The sequence below is a fragment of the Halogranum rubrum genome, from assembly GCF_900114455.1.
Taxonomy (GTDB): Archaea; Halobacteriota; Halobacteria; order Halobacteriales; family Haloferacaceae; genus Halogranum; species Halogranum rubrum.
In genome coordinates this window covers 1,635,869-1,656,961 of sequence record NZ_FOTC01000001.1, presented here as the reverse complement: position 1 = coordinate 1,656,961, position 21,093 = coordinate 1,635,869, and the positions used below count along the sequence as shown (strand labels likewise).

The following is a 21,093-nucleotide window of genomic DNA, read 5'->3' as shown; positions in this document are numbered from 1 at the left end:
AGGCAACGAGGCGTTTAGCCCACGAGCACTAACAGTCCAAGCCACATTCATACCGCATGGGATCAAATCCGTGTCCGATACACGGGTCCAGGTGCTAACTGGAATGCACGTACACAAGGTTCGATCAAGTCGAATCCGACATTGGTATCACTATGGTTCGATTCCATAGGTCGGCATTACGGCGGCCACAGCGGTGAGGTTCCACCCGTACCCATCCCGAACACGGAAGTTAAGCTCACCAGCGTGGTGGCAAGTACTGGAGTGCGAGAGCCTCTGGAAACACCACTTCGCCGCCTCCACTCATACTTACATTCATCAGCCTCGACGAGCAGCAGCGCTCGTCGGGGCTGTTCACATTTCGAACGCAGAGCCGCAGCACTGTCAGAGACAGCGAGGAACAGTCGTCGACGAACACGTGCGCCCACCATCGCGCACAGCGCGAAGGTGGGCCGTCAGCCTCGCCGTTCGAGTTCCGCCTCGAAGTCCTCGACAGAGCGGTTCGCGAGCGCTGCCGCCTCTGCTGTCGTGAGGTCGAAGCGATTCAGTGCGACGATAGCACCGTCGACGAGATGAGTCTCGTCTCTCGGGCGTTCAGTCGCGAAGTCGAGTGACGGGCGTTCCTCGCAGTCGAGTTGGAGGCTCACGAGGCAGGCGAGGATAGCCACACCAGCTAGCGACAGGTGGCCAGTCGTACGTGTTCGTTCGAGTGCACCAGCGAACGCGACGTAGTCAGCATCACCAGTCGGCGAGAGAAGTGCGCGTTCGAGTGCAGCATTCTGTACCGCTCGGACGGACGAAGTAGTATCCGCATCGTGTTTCGTTCGTCGAGTACCCTCGTCCGAGTCCATGCTCGTTTCTCTCGGCCGACGAAGGAAACAGCCACGGTTCGAGAACCGAGTTTCAGGTCACTCGACGCCTTCGGGGGCAGCGAGTGAGTGGTCGACTACGGTTCCATCTGGCTCTAGTGTAACCGTCCCGAGACGAACAGTCTCGCCTGCAGCGGTCGTCGACGCGATCTGTTGGAGCACCGCCTGTTGGTCGAGTTGCTCCCAGACGGCGGCCTCGACCAACCGTTGGAACTCTTCGGGATTTGTCCACCCAGAGTCGATGTCGGATGGCACTTGGACGAGAAACTGGAGGTCAGTCTCGGTGACACCGATACCGACGCCGAACGTGTCCGTGCTCATAGCCACGAGTTCGGCGCGGAACGCCAAAGAGACGTCGAAGAGAGAGGAAGTGAGACGAACATCGAGAAACGCAGAGACGTACGCATGACCCTCTCTCGCACACGTATTCTGGGTAGAATGGCTTTTCACCGTCGCTCGTCCAGAGCGTGTAATGAGTTACAAAATCGGGTTGGTCGGCAAACCCTCTGTGGGGAAGTCGAGTTTCTTCAACGCGGCAACGATGAACGACGTCCCCGAGGGAGCGTATCCGTTCACCACCATCGATCCGAGTATCGGCGAAGCGTACGTTCGTGTCGAGTGTGCAGCACCGGAGTTCGACGAGTCGTGTACGCCGAATGTCGGCTACTGCGACGACGGGATGCGTTTCGTCCCGGTCAAACTCGTCGACGTGGCTGGACTCATCCCCGGGGCCCACGAGGGGAAGGGCCTCGGCAACCAGTTCTTGACAGACCTCAACGAGGCGGACGTTCTCGTCCACATCGTCGACTTCTCCGGAAAGACGGATATCGAAGGCGAGGCGACAGAGGGACACGACCCTCGCGACGACATCGACTTCTTGGAGAACGAACTCGACATGTGGTATCTCGACATCTTGGAGAAGGGTATCGAGCGCCACCGCAGCGGATACGACGGTGACGAGAAACACATCGAAATCGACCTCGCAGAGCAGATGAGCGCGTTCAAGACGAACAAAGACGAGATCAAACAGATCATTCTCTCGCTCGGACTCGACCTCGACCCCGACACGTGGGAAGAGGAGGGCAGAGAAGCACTCGCCCGCGAGATTCGCAAGCGGACGAAACCGATAATCATCGGCGCGAACAAGATGGACACCCCTGAGGCGCAGGCGAACTTCGAGGCGGTCACCACCGACCCCGACTACGAGCATCTCACGTTCGTCCCGTCGAGCGCGCACGCGGAGAAAGCGCTGAAGAAGGCCGCCGATGCAGGCGTCGTCGACTACCGTCCCGGCGACGCCGACTTCGACATTGTCGGCGACATCAGCGACGAACAGGAGGCTGGTCTCGAACAGATTCGTGAGTTCATGCTTCAGTACGATGGAACGGGCGTCCAGGCCGCACTCGAACGTGCGCTGTTCGACGTGATGGGTGCCATCGCTATCTTCCCCGGTAGTGCAAACGGGTCGAAAGACGAGAAGGGTGTCTTCCGTGACTGCTTCATCCTCCCCGAAGACTCGACGACGGAGGACTTCGCGTATCACCTTCACTCGGACATCGGCGATGGTCTCCTCCACGGCATCGACTGCCGCGCCAAGCGACAGATCGGATCGGGACACGACCTCTCTCATCGCGACGTCGTCGAAATCGTCTCGACGAACTAAGAAACCACACTACGGTTTTACCACAGTTCGGTCTACAGTTTTCTCTCTTCGAATCTCTTCTCAGAACGGCAAAAACCCGAGTAAATAATCTACGACGAGAGTGATAAACAGTTCTACTGTTGAACAAGATATTATTTCCACGCTTTACCGGCCATACTTGGACATCACACCATTACAGCAGTAGGGTTGTAACTATACTAGACAGTCAGCCAGAATCGGCTACTCAGTTTCCCGCGATACGGGACCGTGTTTTCTCGGCTGTATGCCGAGAAAGCGCGAGTTGGTTCGAGTATCGTCACCTGTGCGGCCAGTACTAGCCCTACTACTTGCTATTTATCAGATTGTCAGCCGAAAAGTTGCTCGAACCGGACTTTTATCGACCGTTCTGTGCTACGGCACACTTCTCTCTCGACGAGAGTGGTCCAATCGACCACCAGTACCACAGAAACCCTGTATCGAGTGAATCACCCCGTTTTCGCTCCTATTCACGGTGTGCGTTACCAAACGACGAGCAATTGCCGTTCGACTGCGCGGAACAGCGTCTCTCTCGTCTTCATCTCGTCGTTCCACGTCGGAGAGTGGCTGTTCGTGCTGACAAAGGCGAGATATGCGCTACTATTCGTCCCGTTATACGGAACTTTGAATAGACGGGGGCGTCGATAGTGTACAATGAATGCGCAAACGAACACCGTCTCGTCCGTGGAGAAGGCCCTCGACGTCATCGAACTGCTCCGAGAGTCGGGTACGGCCCGACTCTCGACTGTCGCTCGTGACCTCGACCTCTCGAAGAGTACGGCACACCGGCACCTGAAGACCCTCGAACAGCGGGGGTACGTCGTCGACACTGACGACGGCTACGCACTCAGTCTCCAGTTCCTCGACCTCGGTGAGTTCACCCGAACGCGAAATCCCGCCTACCAGTTGGCGATGGAGAAAGTCGACGAGTTGGCGCGCCGAACCGACGAGCGCGCACAGTTCATGGTCGAAGAACACGGCCGTGCAGTGTACGTCTACCGGAAGACTGGCAACCACGCGGTGAAGGCGGATTCGTTCCCCGGGAAGCGCGTCCCGGTCCACGCGAGCGCGGCCGGATTGGCTATCCTCTCGAAACTGCCCGACTCCCGTGTCGAAGCGATTCTCGCACAGCACGGACTGGAGGCGCTGACGAGCAAGACAATCACCGACCGCGACGAACTCTTCGCCGAACTCGAATGCATCCGCGAGCGCGGATACAGTATCAACGACCAGGGGACCATCGAGGGTCTCAGGGCCGTCGGCGCGGCCGTGACCGACGCCGACGGAACGGTCATCGGCGGACTGAGCATCTCCGGTCCCATCAACCGGATGCGCGGCGAGCGGTTCGAAGAGGAGTTCCCGTCGCTCCTGTTGGGTGCGACGAACGAACTCGAACTCAACATCGCTTACCAGTAGCTCCCAGTAGCCACTTCTACACCGGTTTGCCTCCGTCTTCCCGATGAGTCGTGACGACTCGCCTGTCAACGGTTCGTCGTGAGAGCCGCTACCGCGGGGCGAACGGTTAAGTCCCTGCTCCGAAACAGTCGGATGTATGCTAGACGGCTATGAGATGCACGATTTGACCCAGCCGTGGTCGCAGGACACGCCTGCGTGGCCGACGTACGACAACCCGAAAGTCTGGTACGAAAAGAGCCTCGATACGGAGAAGGTCAACGGCCAGAAGATCGAGTTCATGAACCACACCGGAACACACCTCGACGGTGAGAAACACTTCGTCGGCAACGGCCGCGACATCGCCGACATGCCGTTGGACGAACTCGTCGGCGACGCCGTCGTCGCGGACATTTCCGACAAGGTCGGCGACTACGACGTCTACACCAGCGAGATGATCGAAGACGTCTGTGACGTCCAAGAGGGCGACATCCTCTTCATCCACACGGGCTACCAGAAGTACGCCTACCACCGTGAGGAGGCCGATCCGCACGCGTTCTTCTGTAAGCACCCCGGTCCGAACATGGAGTTCGCCGAGTGGTGCCGCGACATGAACCTCAACTACCTCATCCTCGACTGCGGGAGCGCGGACCACCCGATGAACACCATCGTCCGTGACGTCCGCCCCGAACTCGCCGACGAGGCGGCCGAGAAACTCGGCGTCGACGACCTCGACGAGATCTTCCCGCCGGAGGGCTACCAGCTGATGCACACCGAACTGTTCCCGGAGGGCATCGTCCACGTCGAGAACGCGCAGGTCCCCGAGAATCTGCTCAACGAGCGTTGTCAGATCGGGACCTTCCCGTGGCGCTTCGAGGGTGGCGAGTCCAGCGTCTGTCGCTGTGTCGCGTTCACCGAAGAGTAAGGGAAAACTCGAACCCCCAACTTCTCCCGTTTTTTGTTCGCGTCGTTACTCCTGTCCACCGTCTGTCGAGGCGACGGTAGCGTCGGACGTCTCGACCGCGTCGTCTGCGGGCAGTACGACGTTGAGCACGACTGCCGTCACGCCGCCAGCGATGAGTCCCGACCCAGCGAGTAGCTGTACCTCGCTGGGGAGACTCGACAGCACGTCCGGACGCATCTCGACACCGAGACCGAGCGTGATGGACGTCGCGATGATGGTGAGGTTCCGCTGGCTCAGCACGACGCCGCGAGTGACGATTCGAATCCCGACCGAGAAGATCATCCCGAACAGGACGATTGCCGCGCCACCGAGCACCGGGTTCGGCATCGCGGCGATGAGCGCGGCGACTTTCGGGACGAACCCGAGGACGACGAGCATCCCGCCGCAGAGCGCGACGACGTAGCGACTCGCCACGCCGGTGAAGCTGATGAGACCCACGTTCTGCGAGAAGGAGGTGTTGGGAAAGGCGTTGAACACACCCGCGACGGCGCTCATCACGCCGTCGGCGACGAGGCCACCTTTCAGCTCTCGTCCTTCCGGGTCGCGGCCGACCGACTCGGTGGTTCCCGACACGTCACCGATGGTCTCGATAGCGGTGATGATGTACGCGAAGGCGACGACCAGAATCGCACTCGGTTCGAAGGCGACGCCGTAGGAGAGCGGCATCGGAATCGAAATCCATCCCGCACTCGCCACGCCGCTCAGGTCGAGCAGTCCCAGCGGAATCGCCGCGAGGTAGCCGACAACAACTGCAATAAGGACGCTCACCATCTTCAGGAAGCCGTCGAAGAACTGATTCAAGCCGATGGCGATGAGGAACACGAGCGCCGCGAGCCCGATGTTTTCGAGGTTGCCGTACGTCGCCGCACCGGGGCCGCCCGCGGAGTAGTCCATCGCGACGGGAATGAGCGTGAGGCCGACGAGCATCACCACGATGCCGGTGACGAGCGGCGGAAAGAGCCCGCGAACGTCGTCGATGAAGTAGCCGATGAGCACCTCGACCGGTGCGGCGACGATGACCGCCCCGAAGATAGCCGCGAGGCCGAACTGACTCCCGACGTCGATGAGCGGCGCGACGAAGATGGCGCTCGTCCCCATGACGATGGGAAGCCGTGCACCCATTGGTCCGATGGGGTACGCTTGCACGATAGTGGCGACGCCGGCGACGAGCAGTGCCATCTGGAGGATAAACGTCGTGTCGGCCGCCCCGAGGCCGATGGCCCGGGCGATGACGATTGGGAGCGCCGCCGTCGAGAGAAACATGGCGAGGAGATGCTGGATGCCAAGCGGCACCGCCTCACTAGCAGGCGGTTTGTCTTCGATGTCGTACTCGACGATATCGGTCGGAGACGAACTACTCGCACCGACTGAACTATCTGCAGTTGTCATGGTACACGGTATCATGTGTGGGTCGGGTCATAACTGTTACTCCAGCGCCAGTACTGTTATCAAAATCGGTTACATACGACACTGCGTGCCACAGACAGACGCCGTCGTCCTCGACGAGTGGGGCGGCGAACTCACGACAGACAGCATCGACCTTCCGAACCCCGGCCCCGGCGAGGCGCTCGTCGACGTCCGCGCCTGCGGCGTCACGCGAACCATCGAGAACGCGATACAGGGCGGTCTCTCGGACGACCCGGCGTTCACCCCGCGCGTTCCGGGTCACGAGTTCGCGGGCGTCGTCGAAGCGGTTGGCCCCGGTGTCGACAGCGTCGAACCGGGCGACCGCGTCCTCTGCTACTTCTATCTCACCTGCGGGACCTGCGACGCCTGCCGTCGTGGCGACACCGCACAGTGTGCCGACTTCGGAGGGTGGTTGGGTGTCCACCGCGACGGCGCGTACGCCGAACGAACGGTCGTCCCCGCGAGCAACCTGCTTCCACTGCCCGACGAGGCAAGTTTCGAGATGGGTGCTATCGCCGCCGACGGTCTGGCCACGCCGCTCCACGTCTGTAACCGAACCGCCGTCGACGACACCGACACCGTCCTCGTCGTCGGCGCGGGTGGGCGCGTCGGAGTCCATCTCTCACAACTGGCCGCACGCCGCGGCGCGCGCGTCCTCGCTGCCGACGTCGACGAAGACCGTCTCGCGCACGTCGACGCCGCGACGCCCGAGTCTGTGACGCCGGTCGACGCACGCGACGACGACTTCACCGGGACCCTCAGAGAACTCTCCGAGGGCGCGGGACCGTCCGTCGTCGTCGACACCGTCGGCGACCTCGATACCCTCTCCGACGCGTGGGAGGCACTGGCGATGGGTGGTCAGGTGGTCTCGTTGACGACGCACCACGACAGGACGTTCGACCCGCCGATGAAGGAGTTCGTCGTCAAGGAGGCGTCGTTCCTCGGGTCGCGCTACGCGACGAAAGACGAAGTCGTGCGCGCCGCACGCCTCCTCGCCGACGGCCGCATCTCGCCGGTCGTCACCGACCGCGTCTCGCTCGACGAGGTTCCGGCACTCCACGAGCGAATCCGCCGTGGTGACCACCACGGGATGGCGATTTTGGAGCCCTGATTCGGCGAGAAGAGGGTGAGCCGAACAGTTTTCACTCCTCACGACGCTTCGAGTGGTATGCACGACCACGACGACATGCTGGAAAGAGAGACGGCAGTCGACCGGGTACTCGCGCTCCGCGAGGAGTTCGTCTCCACCCGAGACACCGAGACAGTCGCGCTCGCCGACGTCGGCGGCCGCGTCCTCGCCGAGTCCATCGTCACCGAGACCGACGCCCCGAAACACAGCCACGCCACGATGGACGGGTTCGCCTTCGACGCTCGCGGGACGTACCCGTTCGACCTCCGCGCGGACGAGGTGTTCCCCGAGTCCGACCCCGGTACACTCGACGCCGGGCAGGCCGTCCGCGTCGCCACCGGCGCACCCGTTCCTCGCGGTGCCACCGCGGTCATCAAACGCGAGGACGCGACCGTCGAGGGCGACGTCTTGGAGTCCGGACCCGACGTCACCCCCGGCACCTACGTCTACGAGCGCGGAAGCAACTTCCACGCGGGCGACGAACTGTTCGTCGACGGCGAGCGACTCGGCCCGAAAGACGCCATCTTGCTCGGTGACTTGGGACACGAGACGGTCGAGGTGTACGAGCGACTCTCCGTCGGCGTCGTCGCCACCGGCACCGAGATTCACGAGGGCGTCAGCCGTGACCTCGACTCCGCGATGCTCCAGGGACTCGTCGGCGCGTGGGGCCACGACGCAGTGTACGAAGGAAGCGCCCCCGACGAGTACGACCGCGTCGAGTCGCTCGTCGCCGACACCGCCGAGAGCCACGACGTCGTCGTGACGACGGGCGGGACCAGCGTCGGACACAAAGACCACGTCATCCGCGCGCTCTCGACACTCGGCGAGGTGCTGTTCCACCGAGTGCGCGTCCGTCCGGGGAAGCCAATCGCCGTCGCTCGTCTCCCCGACCAAGACGCCGTCGGCATCGCGATTCCCGGCAAACCCGTCGGCGCACACACCATCGCGTCGCTCGTCGCCCGTCCGTTCTTCACCGGCGACGCGTCGCTGCCGACCGTCGAAGCGACGCTCGCGTGTGACGTTGGACTCGGCCCCTCCGGATTCGAGTACGTCGTTCCCGTCTCGCTGGACGAGGGCGCCGAGAGCGTCGAGACGGTGGCGATGCCGCTAGGACACGTCGACTCGCCCCTGTCGGTCTACTCGGACACCTTCGACCCGAGTGTGCTCTCGTCGTCGACGCGGGCGACTCGCGCCGACGGATTCGTCGTGACGACCGAGGCGCTCTCTGCCGGCGACGCGGTTCGCGTCGTGCCGTACACGGTTCTCGAATGAGCGCGGGCGCTCACGTCGACCGACGCGGGACCGAGACGGTGCCGTGGCAGGCCGTCGCCTCTCTCGGTACCGGGCTGTTCGGTCTCGGACTCGCCGTCGGCGCGTACGGTGCCGTCGTTCCGCTGCTCATCGAGAGCGGCGTGTCGCCGGACGCCGCCGGATTCGGGATGACCGTCTACCTCTTCGGGCAACTGCTCGCCGTCCTCCCGGCGGACTATCTCGCCCGAACGTGGCCGGTTCACCGGGTTGCGGCCGGCGGGTTCGTCCTCGGCGCACTCGGGACGGCACTCGGCGCGACGCTCACGCTGAGTGCGGTGTATCTCTCACGACTCCTCCTCGGTCTCGGGATGGGTGTCGCGTTCGTCGCCTGCATGACCTACGGCGGCCTTCGCACGAGTGGGTCGGCGACGGCGACGACGCAGGGTGCGCTCGGCGCGCTGTTCACGCTCGGTCTGGCCGCCGGTGTCGCACTCGGCCCCGACGCCGTCGAACTGGCCGGTCCTGCCGGACCCGTCGCCGTCGCGGTGGTGCTCGCGCTCGTCGGCGGGGCGGTGACACTCCGAATCCGGCCCGTCGGGGACAGGCCGCTGCTCTCGCTCGGTCGGTATCTCGCGCCGTTCCGGTCGGCGACGGGGATGACGCTCGGTCTCGGCAACATGGCCGCCTTCGGCTTTCTCATCGTCGCGACGACGTGGTACAGTGACGTGCTCGCCGGCGTCCAAGGCGCGCCGACGCTCGCCGTCCTCACGGGGTTCTCGTTGGCGACGGTGTTCGGCCGCGTCGGCGGCGGCCTGCTCGCTGGCCGACTCGGCGAGTCGACTGCGGCCTTCTGCTCGCTCGTCGTCCTCGCGGTGACGCTGGCTGGCGTCACCGTCGGACTCGTGACCGGCGGTCGGACGCTCCTCCTCGCGTCGCTCGTCGCGACGGGCGCGGGGTTCGGTCTTCCGTTCGGTCCGTTGTTCAGTCTCGCGTTCGCCAACCTCGGCGACGAACCGGGCGTGACGCTCGTCGGGATGACCGCCGTCGGCAACGCCGGTGCGCTCGCGTATCCCTGGCTCGTCGGTCGTCTATTGAGCGAGACGGCCTCGTACGTACCGGGGTTCGCCGTGATGACGGTGACCGTCGTCGGCGTCGCCGTCCTCTGGTCGGTGTCGCTCGGTGTTCGCTGACCGCAGCGTGTCGTGGGTGCCTCGCGTATTCTGTGTGTCCCGTGCGTTCTACGCGGTGGGGTAACGCTTTTCATGGCTTGCAGGTAAGAGGGGGCTATGGACTCACACGACTACATACTGGAGGGGGTGCGTGTCGTCGACCTCTCGACGTTCGTCACCGGCGGCTTCTGTTCACTCATGCTGGCGAACCAGGGGGCGGACGTCGTCAAGGTGGAGCGACCGGACGTCGGCGACGACATCCGCCACAGTGGCCCGCCGTTCGTCGACGGCGAGTCGCCTTACTACTGGACGGTCAACTACGACAAACGAAGCGTCGAACTCGACCTCAAGAGCGACGCGGGCAAAGCGGCGCTGTTCGACCTCGTCTCCGAGGCGGACGTGTTCATCCAGAACTTCCGACCCGGCACCGCAGAGCGACTCGGTGTCGACTACGACGCCGTCACGGAGGTCTGCGACGACATCGTCTACTGCGATATCTCCGCGTTCGGTGCGACCGGCCCGTGGCGCGAACGTCCCGGCTACGACCTGCTCGTGCAGGGGCTCTCGGGCATCATGAGCGTCACCGGCGAGAAAGAGCGCAGTCCCGTGAAGGTCGGTCTCCCGCAGACGGACCTCATCACCGGCATGTGGGCCGCGTTCGGCATCGTCTCGGCGCTCTATCGCCGCGAGCGAACCGGCGACGGCGAGTACATGGACCTCGGGATGCTCGACGCGACGCTCCCGTGGTTGACGAAGCAGGCGGGCAAAGTGTTCGCGGGCGAGGAGACGGGCCGCATGGGGACGAAAGACCCCGTGCTCGCGCCGTATCAGACCTTCCGGACGAAGGACAGCCACCTCAACGTCGCCTGTCTCAACCAGAAGCTCTGGAAGGAGTTCTGTCACGCCATCGACCGACCCGACCTCCCCGAAGACGCGCGTTTCGAGACGAACGCCGACCGCGTCGACACGATGGACGAGTTGGAAGCAGAGATCGAATCGACGCTCACGGAGCGAACGACCGACGAGTGGATGGACGTCCTCGTCGAGGCGGGCGTGCCCGCCGGACCGGTGCAAGACGTCGCAGACGCACTCGACAACGAGCAGACCGAGGCCCGCGAGATGGTCCGGACGATGGAACCGGGCGACCGCGACGTCGACGAGATTCCGGTCGTCGAACATCCGCTGAAGTTCAAGCACGCCGCGAGTGGCTTCCGGTCGCCACCGCCAAAACTGGGCGAGCACACGCGCGAGGTGTTCGGCGAACTCGGCTACTCCGACGCCGACATCGACCGATTGGCGGGTAAGTCGGTGGAAACGGCCGAAGCGGACGAAGACTGACGAACGATGAGGACGTTGCTCTCACTACCACCATGACCGACACAGCACCCGACTGGGAGACGACCCCGCTCGGAAGCTACCGCGCCGTCCGCGCGTCGCTGACGACGGGACGACCTGCCGCCGTGGCGACGGTGACGAACGTCGACGGCTCCGCCTACCGGCGGCCCGGCGCGAAACTCGTCGTCTCGGCCACGGGCGACAGTACCGGCGCGGTGACTGCGGGCTGTCTCGAAGACTCCGTCGCCGACATCGCCGCCGGCGTCGTCGAGTCGGGCGACCCCCGAACCGAACGCTTCGACTTGACGAACGACGCCGAGGGCGTCTGGGGGATGGGTCTCGGCTGTAACGGGGTCATCGACCTCCTCGTCGAACCGGTCGACGAGAGCTTTCGACCCGCCGTCGAGGAACTCGACGCGAAACGCGCCGTCACGCTCCTCACCGTCGTCGCGTCCACCGACCCGACCGTCTCGGTCGGCGACCGAACGACGCTCACCGAAGACGATGACCACGTCGCAACCGAGCGACCGGGACTTCCGAGTGCCGTCGTCGACGCACTCGGCGACGCCGTCGCCGACGCACGCACTGCCGACCGGTCGACGACGGTCACCGTCGACACCGACGCCGGAACGGTCGACGTGTTCGTCGACGTGCTCACGCCCGCACCCGACCTGCTCGTGTTCGGTCGACAGCGCGACGTCGCTCCCGTCGCTCGACTCGGGCGCGAAGCGGGCTTTCGCGTCCGCGTCGTCACCGGTCGTGGCGGGCAGGCCGACACGGACCGGTTTCCCGACGCCCACGAGGTAGTGCCGACACGCGCACCCGACATCGCGAGCGTCGTCGACGCACCCGAACACACCTACGCGCTGTTGATGTCGCACAACTTCGTCGACGACCGAGTCGCCCTCGAATCACTGCTCACGACGGACGTGCCCTACATCGGGTTGATGGGGCCGCGAAAGCGCTTCGAGGAGATGCGTGAGGAGTTCGCCGAAGAGGGAACGTCGCTCACGACGGCCGACCTCGACCGTATCGCCACGCCGGTCGGTCTCGACATCGGCGGTGACCACCCGACACAAATCGCACTCAGCGCCGTCGCCGAGGCACTCGCCGTCCACAACGGTCGTTCGGGTGGTCGACTGACCGACTCCTCGGGGCCGATTCACGGCCGCCCGTCGCGTGAGTAGCGACCGGGCGACCGACGACTGAGTCCGGTCGCTCGAATTCGTCGTCGCCCCGCGGAAACACTTATCATGGTAACTACCCTCAACGAGAGTATCCCTATCCATGAGCACTGACGCACCAGAGCAGTCGGAGCGGCCGACACAGGAGATTTCACTCACGCTGAACGGCGAATCGATCACCGCGGAGGTCGAACCGCGGTTGAAGCTCTCCGATTTCCTTCGGAATCACCAGCACATCCGCGGCGTCCGCGTCGGGTGTGAACACGGCGTCTGTGGTGCCTGTACCGCGACGTTGGACGGTCGAAACGTCAAGAGCTGTCTCGTCTACGCCGTCCAAGCCGACGGCAGCGAGGTAGAGACCGTAGAGAGCCTCGCCGACGACGGCGAACTCCACCCGATTCAGGAGGCGTTCCACGAGGAACACGCGCTGCAGTGTGGGTTCTGTACGAGCGGGTTCGTCATGGCGACGAGAGAACTCCTGGACGAACACCCCGACCCGACCGACGAGGAGATTCGCACCGGACTCGCCGACAACATCTGTCGCTGTACCGGCTACCACAACATCTACGACGCCGTCAGGCGTGCGGCCGACGAGATGGAGGGTGCAGGCACGGAGGCTGACGACTGATGTCGCGAGCAGACGCGGGCGCGGACACGGGGTCGGCGTCGGGCGAGAAGGCGAAACGCGAGTCGTTCACCGGAACCAGCGTCAAGCGTGTCGAAGACCACCGCATCCTCACTGGGCAGGCAGAGTACATCCACGATATCACCCCGGAGGGCTGTCTCCACATGGCGCTGCTGCGGACGACCCACCCGCACGCCCGCATCGAATCGGTCGACACGAGCAAGGCCGAAGACCATCCCGACTGTGCGCTCGTCCTGACCGGCGAGGACCTCGTCGAAGACTACAACCCGATGCCCTGCGGTCTCGAAGGCTTCGAGGAGTGGTCGCTCGCGACCGACAAAGTCCGATTCGTCGGCGAACCCGTCGCCGCCGTCGTCGCTACCGACCGCTACGTCGCCGAGGACATCGTCGACCTGATTCGCGTCGAGTACGACGTACTCGAACCGGTGGTCGACTCCATCGAGGCCTGCGACGACGAGGTAGTCATCCACGAGTCGGTCGGCACGAACGTCCCCGACGGCGAGTGCCTGGAGTTCGGCGACCCCGAAGGCGCGTTCGAGGACGCCGCACACGTCGTCGAACGCGAGTACTCGTGGGGCCGGATTTCGGGAGTGCCACTCGAAACCGCGGGCGTCGTCGCCACCTACGACCCCGACCACGACGAGTTCGACGTCGACTGCAACATCCAACTGCACACGCTCGTCGACGACACGATTTACGAGACGCTCGGCTACCCGCCGGAGAAAGTTCGCGTGAACGTCCCCGCCGACATCGGCGGGAGTTTCGGGACGAAGATTGCGATTCACCGCTACTGTTCGCTCGCCTCGATGGCGAGTCAGCATCTCGACGGCACGCCCGTGAAGTTCGTCGAGGACCGCGTCGAGAACCTGCAAGGTGGCGACATGCACTGTACCGACCGCAAGTACCGCGTCAAACTCGCCCTCGACGACGACGGAACGGTTCTCGGCCTCGACACGTGGTTCGTCGACGACTTCGGCGCGTTCCCCCGCTACCCGGTCAATCAGGCGCTCAAGCCGCTGTCGGTCGTCTCCGGCGCGTACGACATCCGCGACGTGCGCTACGACTACGACCTCGTGCTCACGAACAAGACCTCACAGACCGCGTACCGCGGTTTCGGTGTTCCGCCGCATCTCTACGCACTGGAGATGGCGATGGACGAGGCGGCCCGCGAACTCGATATCGACCCCACGGCGCTCCGGCACAAGAACCTCGTCCAACCCGACCAGATGCCGTACACCATCGCGTCGCACAACGTCTACGACTCCGGGGACTACCCCGAGGCGCTGGACCACATCCAGGACATCGTCGACGAGAAAGAGGTCTGTGAGGGTGGCCTCCTCGACCCAGCGGTCGTCGAGGCGAAGCGCGAAGAGGGGAAGTACCGCGGCGTCAGCTACACACTTCTCATCGAACCCGGCGTGAGTGGGTCCGACTGGACCGACCGCCAGCGCAGCGACCGGGAGGCACTGAAGGTACGTGACCGCGACGAAGTCGCCGAACTGCCCGAACATCTCCGTGCGGAAGTCCGCGACGACGGCACGATTCAGGCGTGGTTGGCCGCCGACTCCTCCGGACAGGGTCACCAGACCATCGTCGCGCAGTTGCTCGCCGACGAACTCGAAATCCTGCCGAGCGACATCGACACCGGCTACCTCGACAGCGTCACCGCGCCGACGGTCTACGGCTCTGCGGCGTCGCGGATGGCCGTGATGCTCTCGGGTGCCGCGAAAGGTCTCGGCGAGAAACTGAAGGGCAACCTCCGGCAACTCGGCGCACAGGAGTGGGGTATCGACGTCGACGACGTCGTCTACCGCGACGGCGGCGTCGAACGGGTAGACAGCGGTGACCGATTCTCGCTCGCCGACCTCGCGGCAATCGACGGCGGTATCAACGACCCGAAGACGCGCGTGAGCTACGACTACCAGCACCCGGTGACGGAACTGCCCGAGTTCGACGAGGCACTGCGCAACAAGTTCCCGGTCTACCCGACGGCGGCGTTCGCCGCGAACGCACCTATCGTCGAAGTCGACACGCAGACCGGGCAGGTCGAGATTCTGAAGTTCTACTCGCTGCGCGACTGCGGGACGCAACTCAACCCCGACATCGTCGAGGGACAGGCTCACGGCGGACTCGCACAGGGTATCGGTGCGGCACTGCTCGAAGAGTTCGGCTACGACGAGTCGGGCCAGCCACAGGCAGTCACGTTCTTCGACTACCTGCTCCCGTCGGTGAAGAACATCCCACCGCTCGAACTCCACCACACCGAGACGCCCTCGCCGTTCACCGCGACGGGCGCGAAAGGGACCGGTGAGGGTGGGATGATCGACGGCCCGGCGGCCATCGCCTCGTCTATCAACGCGGCGCTCGAACCGCTCGGCATCGTCGCCGACGAGATTCCGGCGACGCCCGACCGTCTCCGACGGAAGGTCCGAGAAGCGCAGGAGTAAGCCGACTCCGCACCGCGTCGCCTGCTCGATTTTCGCATTTCGATTCCTTCGACTTCGCCACACACTTCGTCCACTTCGTCGACTCCGTGCCGTAGCACTCCGTGAATCGTCGTAGCGACCGCTCTACTCTCTCTAGAGACGATGGAGTGGCGTCGCTCGACGTCGAGTGTGGGTGTGTGGGTGTGGGTTTCAGTCCGACCGAGAAAGGGAGTGACGCGGCTGTTGGTAACGGAACGTTCGAGTTAGCCTTCGAGCGACGCTTCCGCGCCGGCTTTGCCTTCGAGTTTCGAGGTGGCAGGGACGCCCTCGTCGGCTTTGTCCTCTAAGTCCTGGAAGAAGTTGTCGACGATGCGACCGGCGACGCTGCCGAGTGCACGCTGGCCCATACTGGCGATGAGACCGGAGGCGTTCGCCTGCGCCTCCCACTCGGCGGTGGTCGTCCCGTCTGCGTTCTCGACGAGGCGCATCTCGGCGACGGTGTCGAACGAGTTTCGGCTGGCGTCACCTTCGACTTGCATCTCGAGGAGTTCCGGTTCGACGGTCCGTGTGACGACCATATCGACGTCGAACGTCGGCTTGACGCTGCCGACGCCGACGGCGATAGTCGCTTTCAGTTCCGAGGGAGTGACCATCTCGATGTGGTCACAGCCTGGCGCACAGGACGCCAGAATCTCGGGGTCGGTGAAGTATTTCCAGAGCGTTTCGCGGTCGTGGTCCGAAGTAAATTCGCCGTTGAATTCCATCATGATTGTGAAGTTAGTGTTGTGCGTTGTCGTAGGACGTTTCGAGCGAGCGTTTCGTGTACTCGCCGGCCAGTTCTCGTTTGTACTCCTCGTCTGCGTGCATCTCGCCGCCCGGACGGGCCTCGTCGATAGCCGCCTCCGCGGCGGCCGCCAGCGTCTCCTCGCTCAGGGGTTCGCCTTCGACCGCTTCTTCGGCGGCGTCGACGCGGAGCGGGACGTCGGCGGCGTTCGCGAGTGCGACACGCGCCTCCTCAACGATGGGTTCGTCCGCGTTGGGGTCGTCGACACGAACTGCCGTTCCGGCGCTGATGGTCGGCCACGTCTGCGTAGCCGGTTTCTGTTCGAGGAACGCCATCCCGGTTCGGTCCGTCGGGAAGGGGTCACGCGAGACGGACACGCCCGTGATGAGTTCGTCCTCCGCGAGGTCGGTGAACATGTACGCGATGAAGTACTCCGCTGCGGGGACGGTTCGTTCGCCCTCCGACGAGGTGATGTGCAGGTCGGCGTCCAGCGCCGCGAGGACAGTCGGGTAGTTCCCCGCGGGGTCGGCTTCGGCGATACTGCCGCCGAGCGTACCGAGGTTGCGGACGCTGGGGCCGGCAATCTGCTCGGCCGCCTCGGAGAACATCGGCATGGCCTCCTGTAGGTCCGGTGAGGCGGCGATGTCGCGGTGGCGGGTGAGCGCGCCGACGGAGACGGTGTCGTCGTCGACGTCGACGTACGCCAGTTCGTCGAGGTCGTTGATGTCGACGAGGTGGTCCGGCGTCGCCAGTCGGTTCGCCATGATGATGCCGAGCGACTGGTTGCCCGCCATCAGTTCGGCGTCGTGGTGTTCTGCCAGGAGCGCGGTTGCCTCGGCGACCGTTGCAGGGCGGTGGTACTCGAAGGTGGCCGGCTTCATCAGACGACCACCTCCTGACCCGCCGGTCGACGAGTAACCCTCGCCCGGATGGTAGGGAGACTCATGCAGGTACGTGTCGATAATGAATACCACCTGTATAAGTGTTGCCGTGGCCCGGACTATCAAGAGACAGGAGCGACGCGAAAAATCCGCCGGACGTGTCGCCGAAGACGACTATCGGGGTTGAAGCGGGAGTTCGATGTGCGTCGGGTACTGCGCGTCGTGGTGGACGGTGTTCGTCGCGACTTCGTACTCGCGGTCACCGTACAGTGGTCCGCCGGTGTTGTGGTTGACGTCGTATCGCGGGAAGTTCGACGAGGAGATGTCCAGTCGGATACGGTGGCCCTTCTTGAACACGTTCGCCGTCGGATACGGCTCCATGTAGAACTCGTAGACGTCGCCGGGTTCGACGAAGTCCTCGTCGTCGCGGTAGCCGCGGTATCGCGCGCGACAGACGGAGTCGCAGAGGTTCAACGCGAACCCGTTCGGGAACTCCGAGGAGGCGGGATACTCGTCGACGAGTTTGGCGGTGAAGTCGGTGTCGGCGGCGTCCGTCGACCCGAAGACGCTGACTCGGACCGGGCCGGTGATGACCATATCCTCTTCCAACGGCGGCGTCCGGAAGACGAGCACGTCGTCACGCTGTTCGAGCGGCCCGTAGGGGGCTTCCGCACCGAAGGTGTCCGGCCGCGTCCGCTGGTCGAACCCGCCGCGACCGGTCAGGTCCTGCAGTTTGCGCTGGGCGAGCGGGTATTCGAGGATGTTCTCGTCGCGGGGTTCGTACGTGATGTACGACGAGCAGTTGCCGCCGAGCGTCGGCACCGGGTCCTGTGGGTCGAACTCGTAGGTCGTCGACCCACCGTCTTCTTCGGGTTCCTCTGTCGAGAGCGTCCCGTCGCCGTGGATGTAGTAGTTCGTGAACTCCGTCTCTTCCGGCGGCCACTCGTCGGCGCTGGTCCACTCGCCGCCGTGGAACAGGCGGCCGTCTTTGGCGCTGTGGCCGTCGCCGTGTCCCATCTCGAAGTACTGGACGGTCGACTGGTCGCTCCAGGTGTCCTCGCCTTTCAGATAGTGGTCGAAGAAGTCGAGACGGGTCTGTTGGTAGTCCATCAGACAGTCGTCGCCGAACTCCAGTTCGCCGGAGTAGGATTTGTTCCACGAGGGAAGCGGATAGGTGTTCCAGCCGTGAGTCCACGGCCCCATGAGGAGGAACTGGTCGCTCTCGCTCCGGGAGGCGAACGCTTCGAAGTTGTCGCAGGTGGCCTTCGTGTAGGAGTCGTACCACGCGCCCGAGTAGACGGTGGGGACGTCGGCACTCTCGTCGTAGTGCGCCTCGAAGTTGACGCCGGGTGACTGCCAGAGTTCGTCGTCGGCGTCGCCTTTCGTCATGATGTCGAACGCCCACTCCTCGTAGTCGGGGATGTGTCGCAGCGGCGACTGACCGGGCAGGACGGGACTACTGGCGAGGACGTCGCGCACGTCGACGTTCGCGAGCAGTTGTTGCACGTCCGGGTCCTCCAACGCCCGTTGCGCGAATCCGCCGCCGAGCGTGAACGCCCAGCAGAGCCACCGAAGTTCGAAGGTACCGTTGTGTCGGAACGTCGCCTTCCGCCCGTTGGCCGCACCCTGGTTGACGAACATCGCCGCGAGGTGCGGCGGATTCTGCGTCGCCAGCGCACTCTGCACCCACGCGCCGTAGGAGGTGCCGATAGTTCCGACTTGGCCGTCACAGTAGTCTTGCTCGGCGAGCCACTCGACGGTGTCGTGGCCGTCCTCGGCTTCGTTGACGAAGATGTAGTAGTCGCCCTCGGAGTTGAAGCGGCCGCGACAGTCCTGAATCGCGACGACGTAGCCGCGCTCGGCGAACCACTCGCCGTGTCGTTCCATCCGTCCACGCTTGCCGTACGGTGTCCGGTCCAAGAGGACGGGAAGCGGTTCGTCGACCGGCTCTCCGGTCGATTCGTCGACAGGTCGATAGATGTCTGTCGCGAGACGGGTTCCGTCTCGCATCTCCACCATGACGTCCAGCTCGGCGTGAACGCCGTAGCTCGGTTCTGCACCCATACGCTCCGCACTCCGAGCACCTTGAAAAACGTTTGCACACCGCGAGGTGAGTTTCGTCGTCCGATTCGAGTAAAATTTGCGGTAGATTTAAGCTAATGCTTCAAGCACACTTCCGTGGAAGGCCCATGCCATCATCCAACATATCTCTCTATGAGAGACAATCCAATGCACGAATAGGAATTCAACCATGAGTGACGACAACACGATAAGTCCAGAAGGTGGAGCGAGCGCCCCCGAGGCGTCCAGTTTTATCGAGTACGGTATCGACGAGAAGCCGCCACTCGGGGAGTCGGTGTTCCTCGGCTTCCAGCACTACTTGACGATGATCGGGGCAACCGTCGCCATTCCGCTCGCACTCGCGGGGGCGCTGGGGATGTTCGAGGCGGCCCCCGGACAAATCGGGCGTCTCATCGGGACGTTCTTCGTCGTCTCTGGCCTCTCGACGCTCGCACAGACGACCATCGGTAACCGGTACCCCATCGTACAGGGTGGGACGTTCTCGATGCTCGCACCCGCACTCGCCATCATCGGCGTCGTCGCGGCCAGCGAACCGTCCGGTCCTCTCTGGGAGACGGCGATTCTCGAACTACAAGGTGCGGTCATCGTCGCCGGTCTCGCCGAAGTCGCCATCGGCTACCTCGGCGTGATGGGCAAACTGAAGCGCTACATGGGACCCATCGTCATTGCGCCCGTCATCGCGCTCATCGGTCTCGCACTCTTCAGCACACCACAGATTACGAACCCCAACTTCGACGCGGCAGGTAGCGGACAGGATTGGTGGCTTCTCGGCATCACGCTAGTCTCCATCATCCTCTTCTCACAGTACCTCGACAAGTACCACCGCGTCTTCCGACTCTTCCCGGTGCTCATCGGCATCGTCGTCGCGTGGGGCTTCGCGGCGGTCATGTCCGTCACTGGTTACTACGCACCCGGCAGTGTGAGCTTCGTCGACTTCAGTTCGGTCGCCGCAGCGAACCTCGTCCAGCCCATCATGCCGTTCCAGTGGGGGATTCCGCGGTTCACCCCCGCGTTCATCATCGGGATGATTGCGGGCATGCTCGCCTCGGCAATCGAATCCTTCGGCGACTATCACTCCGTCGCACGGATGGCGGGTCGCGGTGCACCGTCGAGTCGTCGCATCGACCACGGTATCGGCATGGAGGGAATCGGCAACACCCTCGCCGGTATCATGGGTACGGGTAACGGGTCGACGTCGTACACGGAGAACGTCGGCGCAATCGGCATCACCGGCGTCGCTTCCCGATACGTCGTCCAAATCGGTGCCATCGTCATGCTCGTCGTCGGCTTCATCGGTCCTATCGGTCAACTGTTCGCGACGATTCCGGCTCCCATCGTCGGCGGCCTCTACATCGTCATGTTCGGGCAGATTACCGCTGTCGGACTGTCGAACCTGAAGTTCATCGACCTCGACTCGAATCGTAACGTGTTCATCGTCGGTATCGCGCTCTTCGCCGGTCTGGCGATTCCGGCCTACATGGGCCAGGTCGGGTCGGCCGCTGCCTTCCAAGAGGGCCTCAGTGGTGTCGCTGTCATCGGCGGCGTCCTCGGGTCGACTGTCGTCGCCAACACCATCTTCGTCATCGGGTCGACGGGGATGGCCGTCGGCGGCATCATCGCCTTCTTCCTCGACAACACCATCGACGGCACTCGCGAGGAACGCGGCCTCGTCGAGTGGGAGATGATGACCGAAGACGACGCGGACTTCGTCCCGTTCTGGCAGCGTTTCGGGTCGAACGACGACACTCCAGCCTCCCGCGCGGACTGAAGTACTGTTCTCGCTCTCCACACCACTGTTCTTACTTCCGTGAGCGACTGCGCTCGTGCGCGACGAGACGCACGCTGTCGGGTGCCGTGTGGTCGGTTCTCACACCGTCACGGCTTCCGCGTTGCGCGCGA

At 63.8% G+C, this 21,093-nt stretch carries 17 protein-coding genes and 1 rRNA gene; 12 read left to right on the top strand and 6 right to left on the bottom strand.

The genetic code is table 11. The annotated features are described in order from the left end of the window. Positions 1-177 precede the first annotated feature (177 nt). Positions 178-299, top strand: a 5S ribosomal RNA gene (gene rrf, locus BM083_RS08265). 153 nt (positions 300-452) lie between these two features. On the opposite strand, the gene BM083_RS08260 is transcribed toward rrf, so the two are convergent. Next, positions 453-848 carry a hypothetical protein gene (locus BM083_RS08260; RefSeq protein ID WP_089868212.1) on the bottom strand — a complete coding sequence of 132 codons (396 nt, stop codon included), beginning with the start codon at positions 846-848 and terminating at the stop codon, positions 453-455. Between the two features lie 57 nt (positions 849-905). Beyond that, the gene (locus BM083_RS08255) at positions 906-1,187 is read right to left on the bottom strand and encodes a DUF8124 family protein (RefSeq protein ID WP_089868210.1); all 282 of its coding nucleotides are present in this window, start codon (positions 1,185-1,187) and stop codon (positions 906-908) included. Between the two features lie 151 nt (positions 1,188-1,338). On the opposite strand from BM083_RS08255, the gene BM083_RS08250 reads away from it, so the two are divergent. The 3 genes from BM083_RS08250 to BM083_RS08240 all read left to right on the top strand — a co-directional run bounded on the left by BM083_RS08250 (position 1,339) and on the right by BM083_RS08240 (position 4,861). Further along, the gene (locus BM083_RS08250) at positions 1,339-2,529 is read left to right on the top strand and encodes a redox-regulated ATPase YchF (protein ID WP_089868206.1); all 1,191 of its coding nucleotides are present in this window, start codon (positions 1,339-1,341) and stop codon (positions 2,527-2,529) included. A 669-nt stretch (positions 2,530-3,198) separates the two neighbouring features. After that, complete coding sequence (locus BM083_RS08245) at positions 3,199-3,960, top strand: IclR family transcriptional regulator (protein WP_049893807.1); 762 nt, start codon at positions 3,199-3,201, stop codon at positions 3,958-3,960. A 136-nt stretch (positions 3,961-4,096) separates the two neighbouring features. Continuing rightward, positions 4,097-4,861 (top strand): cyclase family protein, encoded by a 765-nt coding sequence (locus BM083_RS08240; protein WP_089868203.1) that lies wholly within the window; start codon positions 4,097-4,099, stop codon positions 4,859-4,861. A gap of 45 nt (positions 4,862-4,906) precedes the next feature. Here the strand turns inward: BM083_RS08240 and BM083_RS08235 are convergent, their stop codons facing one another. Next, positions 4,907-6,289, bottom strand: coding sequence for a uracil-xanthine permease family protein (locus tag BM083_RS08235; RefSeq protein ID WP_089868200.1), 1,383 nt, complete (start codon positions 6,287-6,289; stop codon positions 4,907-4,909). 85 nt (positions 6,290-6,374) lie between these two features. On the opposite strand from BM083_RS08235, the gene BM083_RS08230 reads away from it, so the two are divergent. The 7 genes from BM083_RS08230 to BM083_RS08200 all read left to right on the top strand — a co-directional run bounded on the left by BM083_RS08230 (position 6,375) and on the right by BM083_RS08200 (position 15,468). Beyond that, a complete protein-coding gene (locus BM083_RS08230; protein ID WP_089868198.1) occupies positions 6,375-7,418 on the top strand; it encodes an alcohol dehydrogenase catalytic domain-containing protein in 1,044 nt (347 codons plus the stop codon). A gap of 57 nt (positions 7,419-7,475) precedes the next feature. Further along, positions 7,476-8,708: a molybdopterin molybdotransferase MoeA gene (locus BM083_RS08225; RefSeq protein WP_089868195.1), complete on the top strand. Its 1,233-nt coding sequence runs from the start codon at positions 7,476-7,478 to the stop codon at positions 8,706-8,708. After that, positions 8,705-9,877, top strand: a complete 1,173-nt coding sequence (locus BM083_RS08220) for an MFS transporter (protein WP_089868192.1) — start codon at positions 8,705-8,707, stop codon at positions 9,875-9,877. The genes BM083_RS08225 and BM083_RS08220 overlap by 4 nt, the downstream gene beginning before the upstream one ends. A gap of 96 nt (positions 9,878-9,973) precedes the next feature. Continuing rightward, on the top strand, positions 9,974-11,194 hold the full coding sequence (locus BM083_RS08215) for a CaiB/BaiF CoA transferase family protein (protein WP_089868189.1): 1,221 nt from the start codon (positions 9,974-9,976) through the stop codon (positions 11,192-11,194). A 32-nt stretch (positions 11,195-11,226) separates the two neighbouring features. After that, positions 11,227-12,378 (top strand): XdhC family protein, encoded by a 1,152-nt coding sequence (locus BM083_RS08210; protein WP_089868185.1) that lies wholly within the window; start codon positions 11,227-11,229, stop codon positions 12,376-12,378. 100 nt (positions 12,379-12,478) lie between these two features. Then, positions 12,479-13,003, top strand: a complete 525-nt coding sequence (locus BM083_RS08205; protein WP_009367323.1) for a (2Fe-2S)-binding protein — start codon at positions 12,479-12,481, stop codon at positions 13,001-13,003. Continuing rightward, complete coding sequence (locus BM083_RS08200; protein ID WP_089868181.1) at positions 13,003-15,468, top strand: xanthine dehydrogenase family protein molybdopterin-binding subunit; 2,466 nt, start codon at positions 13,003-13,005, stop codon at positions 15,466-15,468. Before BM083_RS08205 ends, BM083_RS08200 begins: the two co-directional genes overlap by 1 nt. A 242-nt stretch (positions 15,469-15,710) precedes the next feature. Here the strand turns inward: BM083_RS08200 and BM083_RS08195 are convergent, their stop codons facing one another. The 3 genes from BM083_RS08195 to BM083_RS08185 all read right to left on the bottom strand — a co-directional run bounded on the left by BM083_RS08195 (position 15,711) and on the right by BM083_RS08185 (position 19,176). Then, positions 15,711-16,214: an SRPBCC family protein gene (locus tag BM083_RS08195; protein WP_245756865.1), complete on the bottom strand. Its 504-nt coding sequence runs from the start codon at positions 16,212-16,214 to the stop codon at positions 15,711-15,713. Positions 16,215-16,224: 10 nt separating this feature from the next. Then, the gene (locus tag BM083_RS08190; protein WP_009367326.1) at positions 16,225-17,112 is read right to left on the bottom strand and encodes an FAD binding domain-containing protein; all 888 of its coding nucleotides are present in this window, start codon (positions 17,110-17,112) and stop codon (positions 16,225-16,227) included. 174 nt (positions 17,113-17,286) lie between these two features. Then, positions 17,287-19,176 carry a CocE/NonD family hydrolase gene (locus tag BM083_RS08185; protein ID WP_089868175.1) on the bottom strand — a complete coding sequence of 630 codons (1,890 nt, stop codon included), beginning with the start codon at positions 19,174-19,176 and terminating at the stop codon, positions 17,287-17,289. Positions 19,177-19,363: 187 nt separating this feature from the next. Between BM083_RS08185 and BM083_RS08180 the strand changes: the two genes are divergently transcribed. Further along, positions 19,364-20,962, top strand: coding sequence for a uracil-xanthine permease family protein (locus BM083_RS08180; protein WP_089868170.1), 1,599 nt, complete (start codon positions 19,364-19,366; stop codon positions 20,960-20,962). Positions 20,963-21,093: the final 131 nt, after the last annotated feature.

Bases quoted from the DNA above. Each gene is read 5' to 3' on its own strand.
- BM083_RS08225 (WP_089868195.1), top strand. From the start codon at position 7,476: ATGCACGACCACGACGACATGCTGGAAAGAGAGACGGCAGTCGACCGG.
- BM083_RS08235 (WP_089868200.1), bottom strand. From the start codon at position 6,289: ATGACAACTGCAGATAGTTCAGTCGGTGCGAGTAGTTCGTCTCCGACC.
- BM083_RS08250 (WP_089868206.1), top strand. From the start codon at position 1,339: ATGAGTTACAAAATCGGGTTGGTCGGCAAACCCTCTGTGGGGAAGTCG.
- BM083_RS08205 (WP_009367323.1), top strand. From the start codon at position 12,479: ATGAGCACTGACGCACCAGAGCAGTCGGAGCGGCCGACACAGGAGATT.
- BM083_RS08215 (WP_089868189.1), top strand. From the start codon at position 9,974: ATGGACTCACACGACTACATACTGGAGGGGGTGCGTGTCGTCGACCTC.
- BM083_RS08200 (WP_089868181.1), top strand. From the start codon at position 13,003: ATGTCGCGAGCAGACGCGGGCGCGGACACGGGGTCGGCGTCGGGCGAG.
- BM083_RS08180 (WP_089868170.1), top strand. From the start codon at position 19,364: ATGAGTGACGACAACACGATAAGTCCAGAAGGTGGAGCGAGCGCCCCC.
- BM083_RS08210 (WP_089868185.1), top strand. From the start codon at position 11,227: ATGACCGACACAGCACCCGACTGGGAGACGACCCCGCTCGGAAGCTAC.
- BM083_RS08185 (WP_089868175.1), bottom strand. From the start codon at position 19,176: ATGGGTGCAGAACCGAGCTACGGCGTTCACGCCGAGCTGGACGTCATG.
- BM083_RS08240 (WP_089868203.1), top strand. From the start codon at position 4,097: ATGCTAGACGGCTATGAGATGCACGATTTGACCCAGCCGTGGTCGCAG.
- BM083_RS08195 (WP_245756865.1), bottom strand. From the start codon at position 16,214: ATGATGGAATTCAACGGCGAATTTACTTCGGACCACGACCGCGAAACG.
- BM083_RS08220 (WP_089868192.1), top strand. From the start codon at position 8,705: ATGAGCGCGGGCGCTCACGTCGACCGACGCGGGACCGAGACGGTGCCG.
- BM083_RS08245 (WP_049893807.1), top strand. From the start codon at position 3,199: ATGAATGCGCAAACGAACACCGTCTCGTCCGTGGAGAAGGCCCTCGAC.
- BM083_RS08190 (WP_009367326.1), bottom strand. From the start codon at position 17,112: ATGAAGCCGGCCACCTTCGAGTACCACCGCCCTGCAACGGTCGCCGAG.
- BM083_RS08255 (WP_089868210.1), bottom strand. From the start codon at position 1,187: ATGAGCACGGACACGTTCGGCGTCGGTATCGGTGTCACCGAGACTGAC.
- BM083_RS08260 (WP_089868212.1), bottom strand. From the start codon at position 848: ATGGACTCGGACGAGGGTACTCGACGAACGAAACACGATGCGGATACT.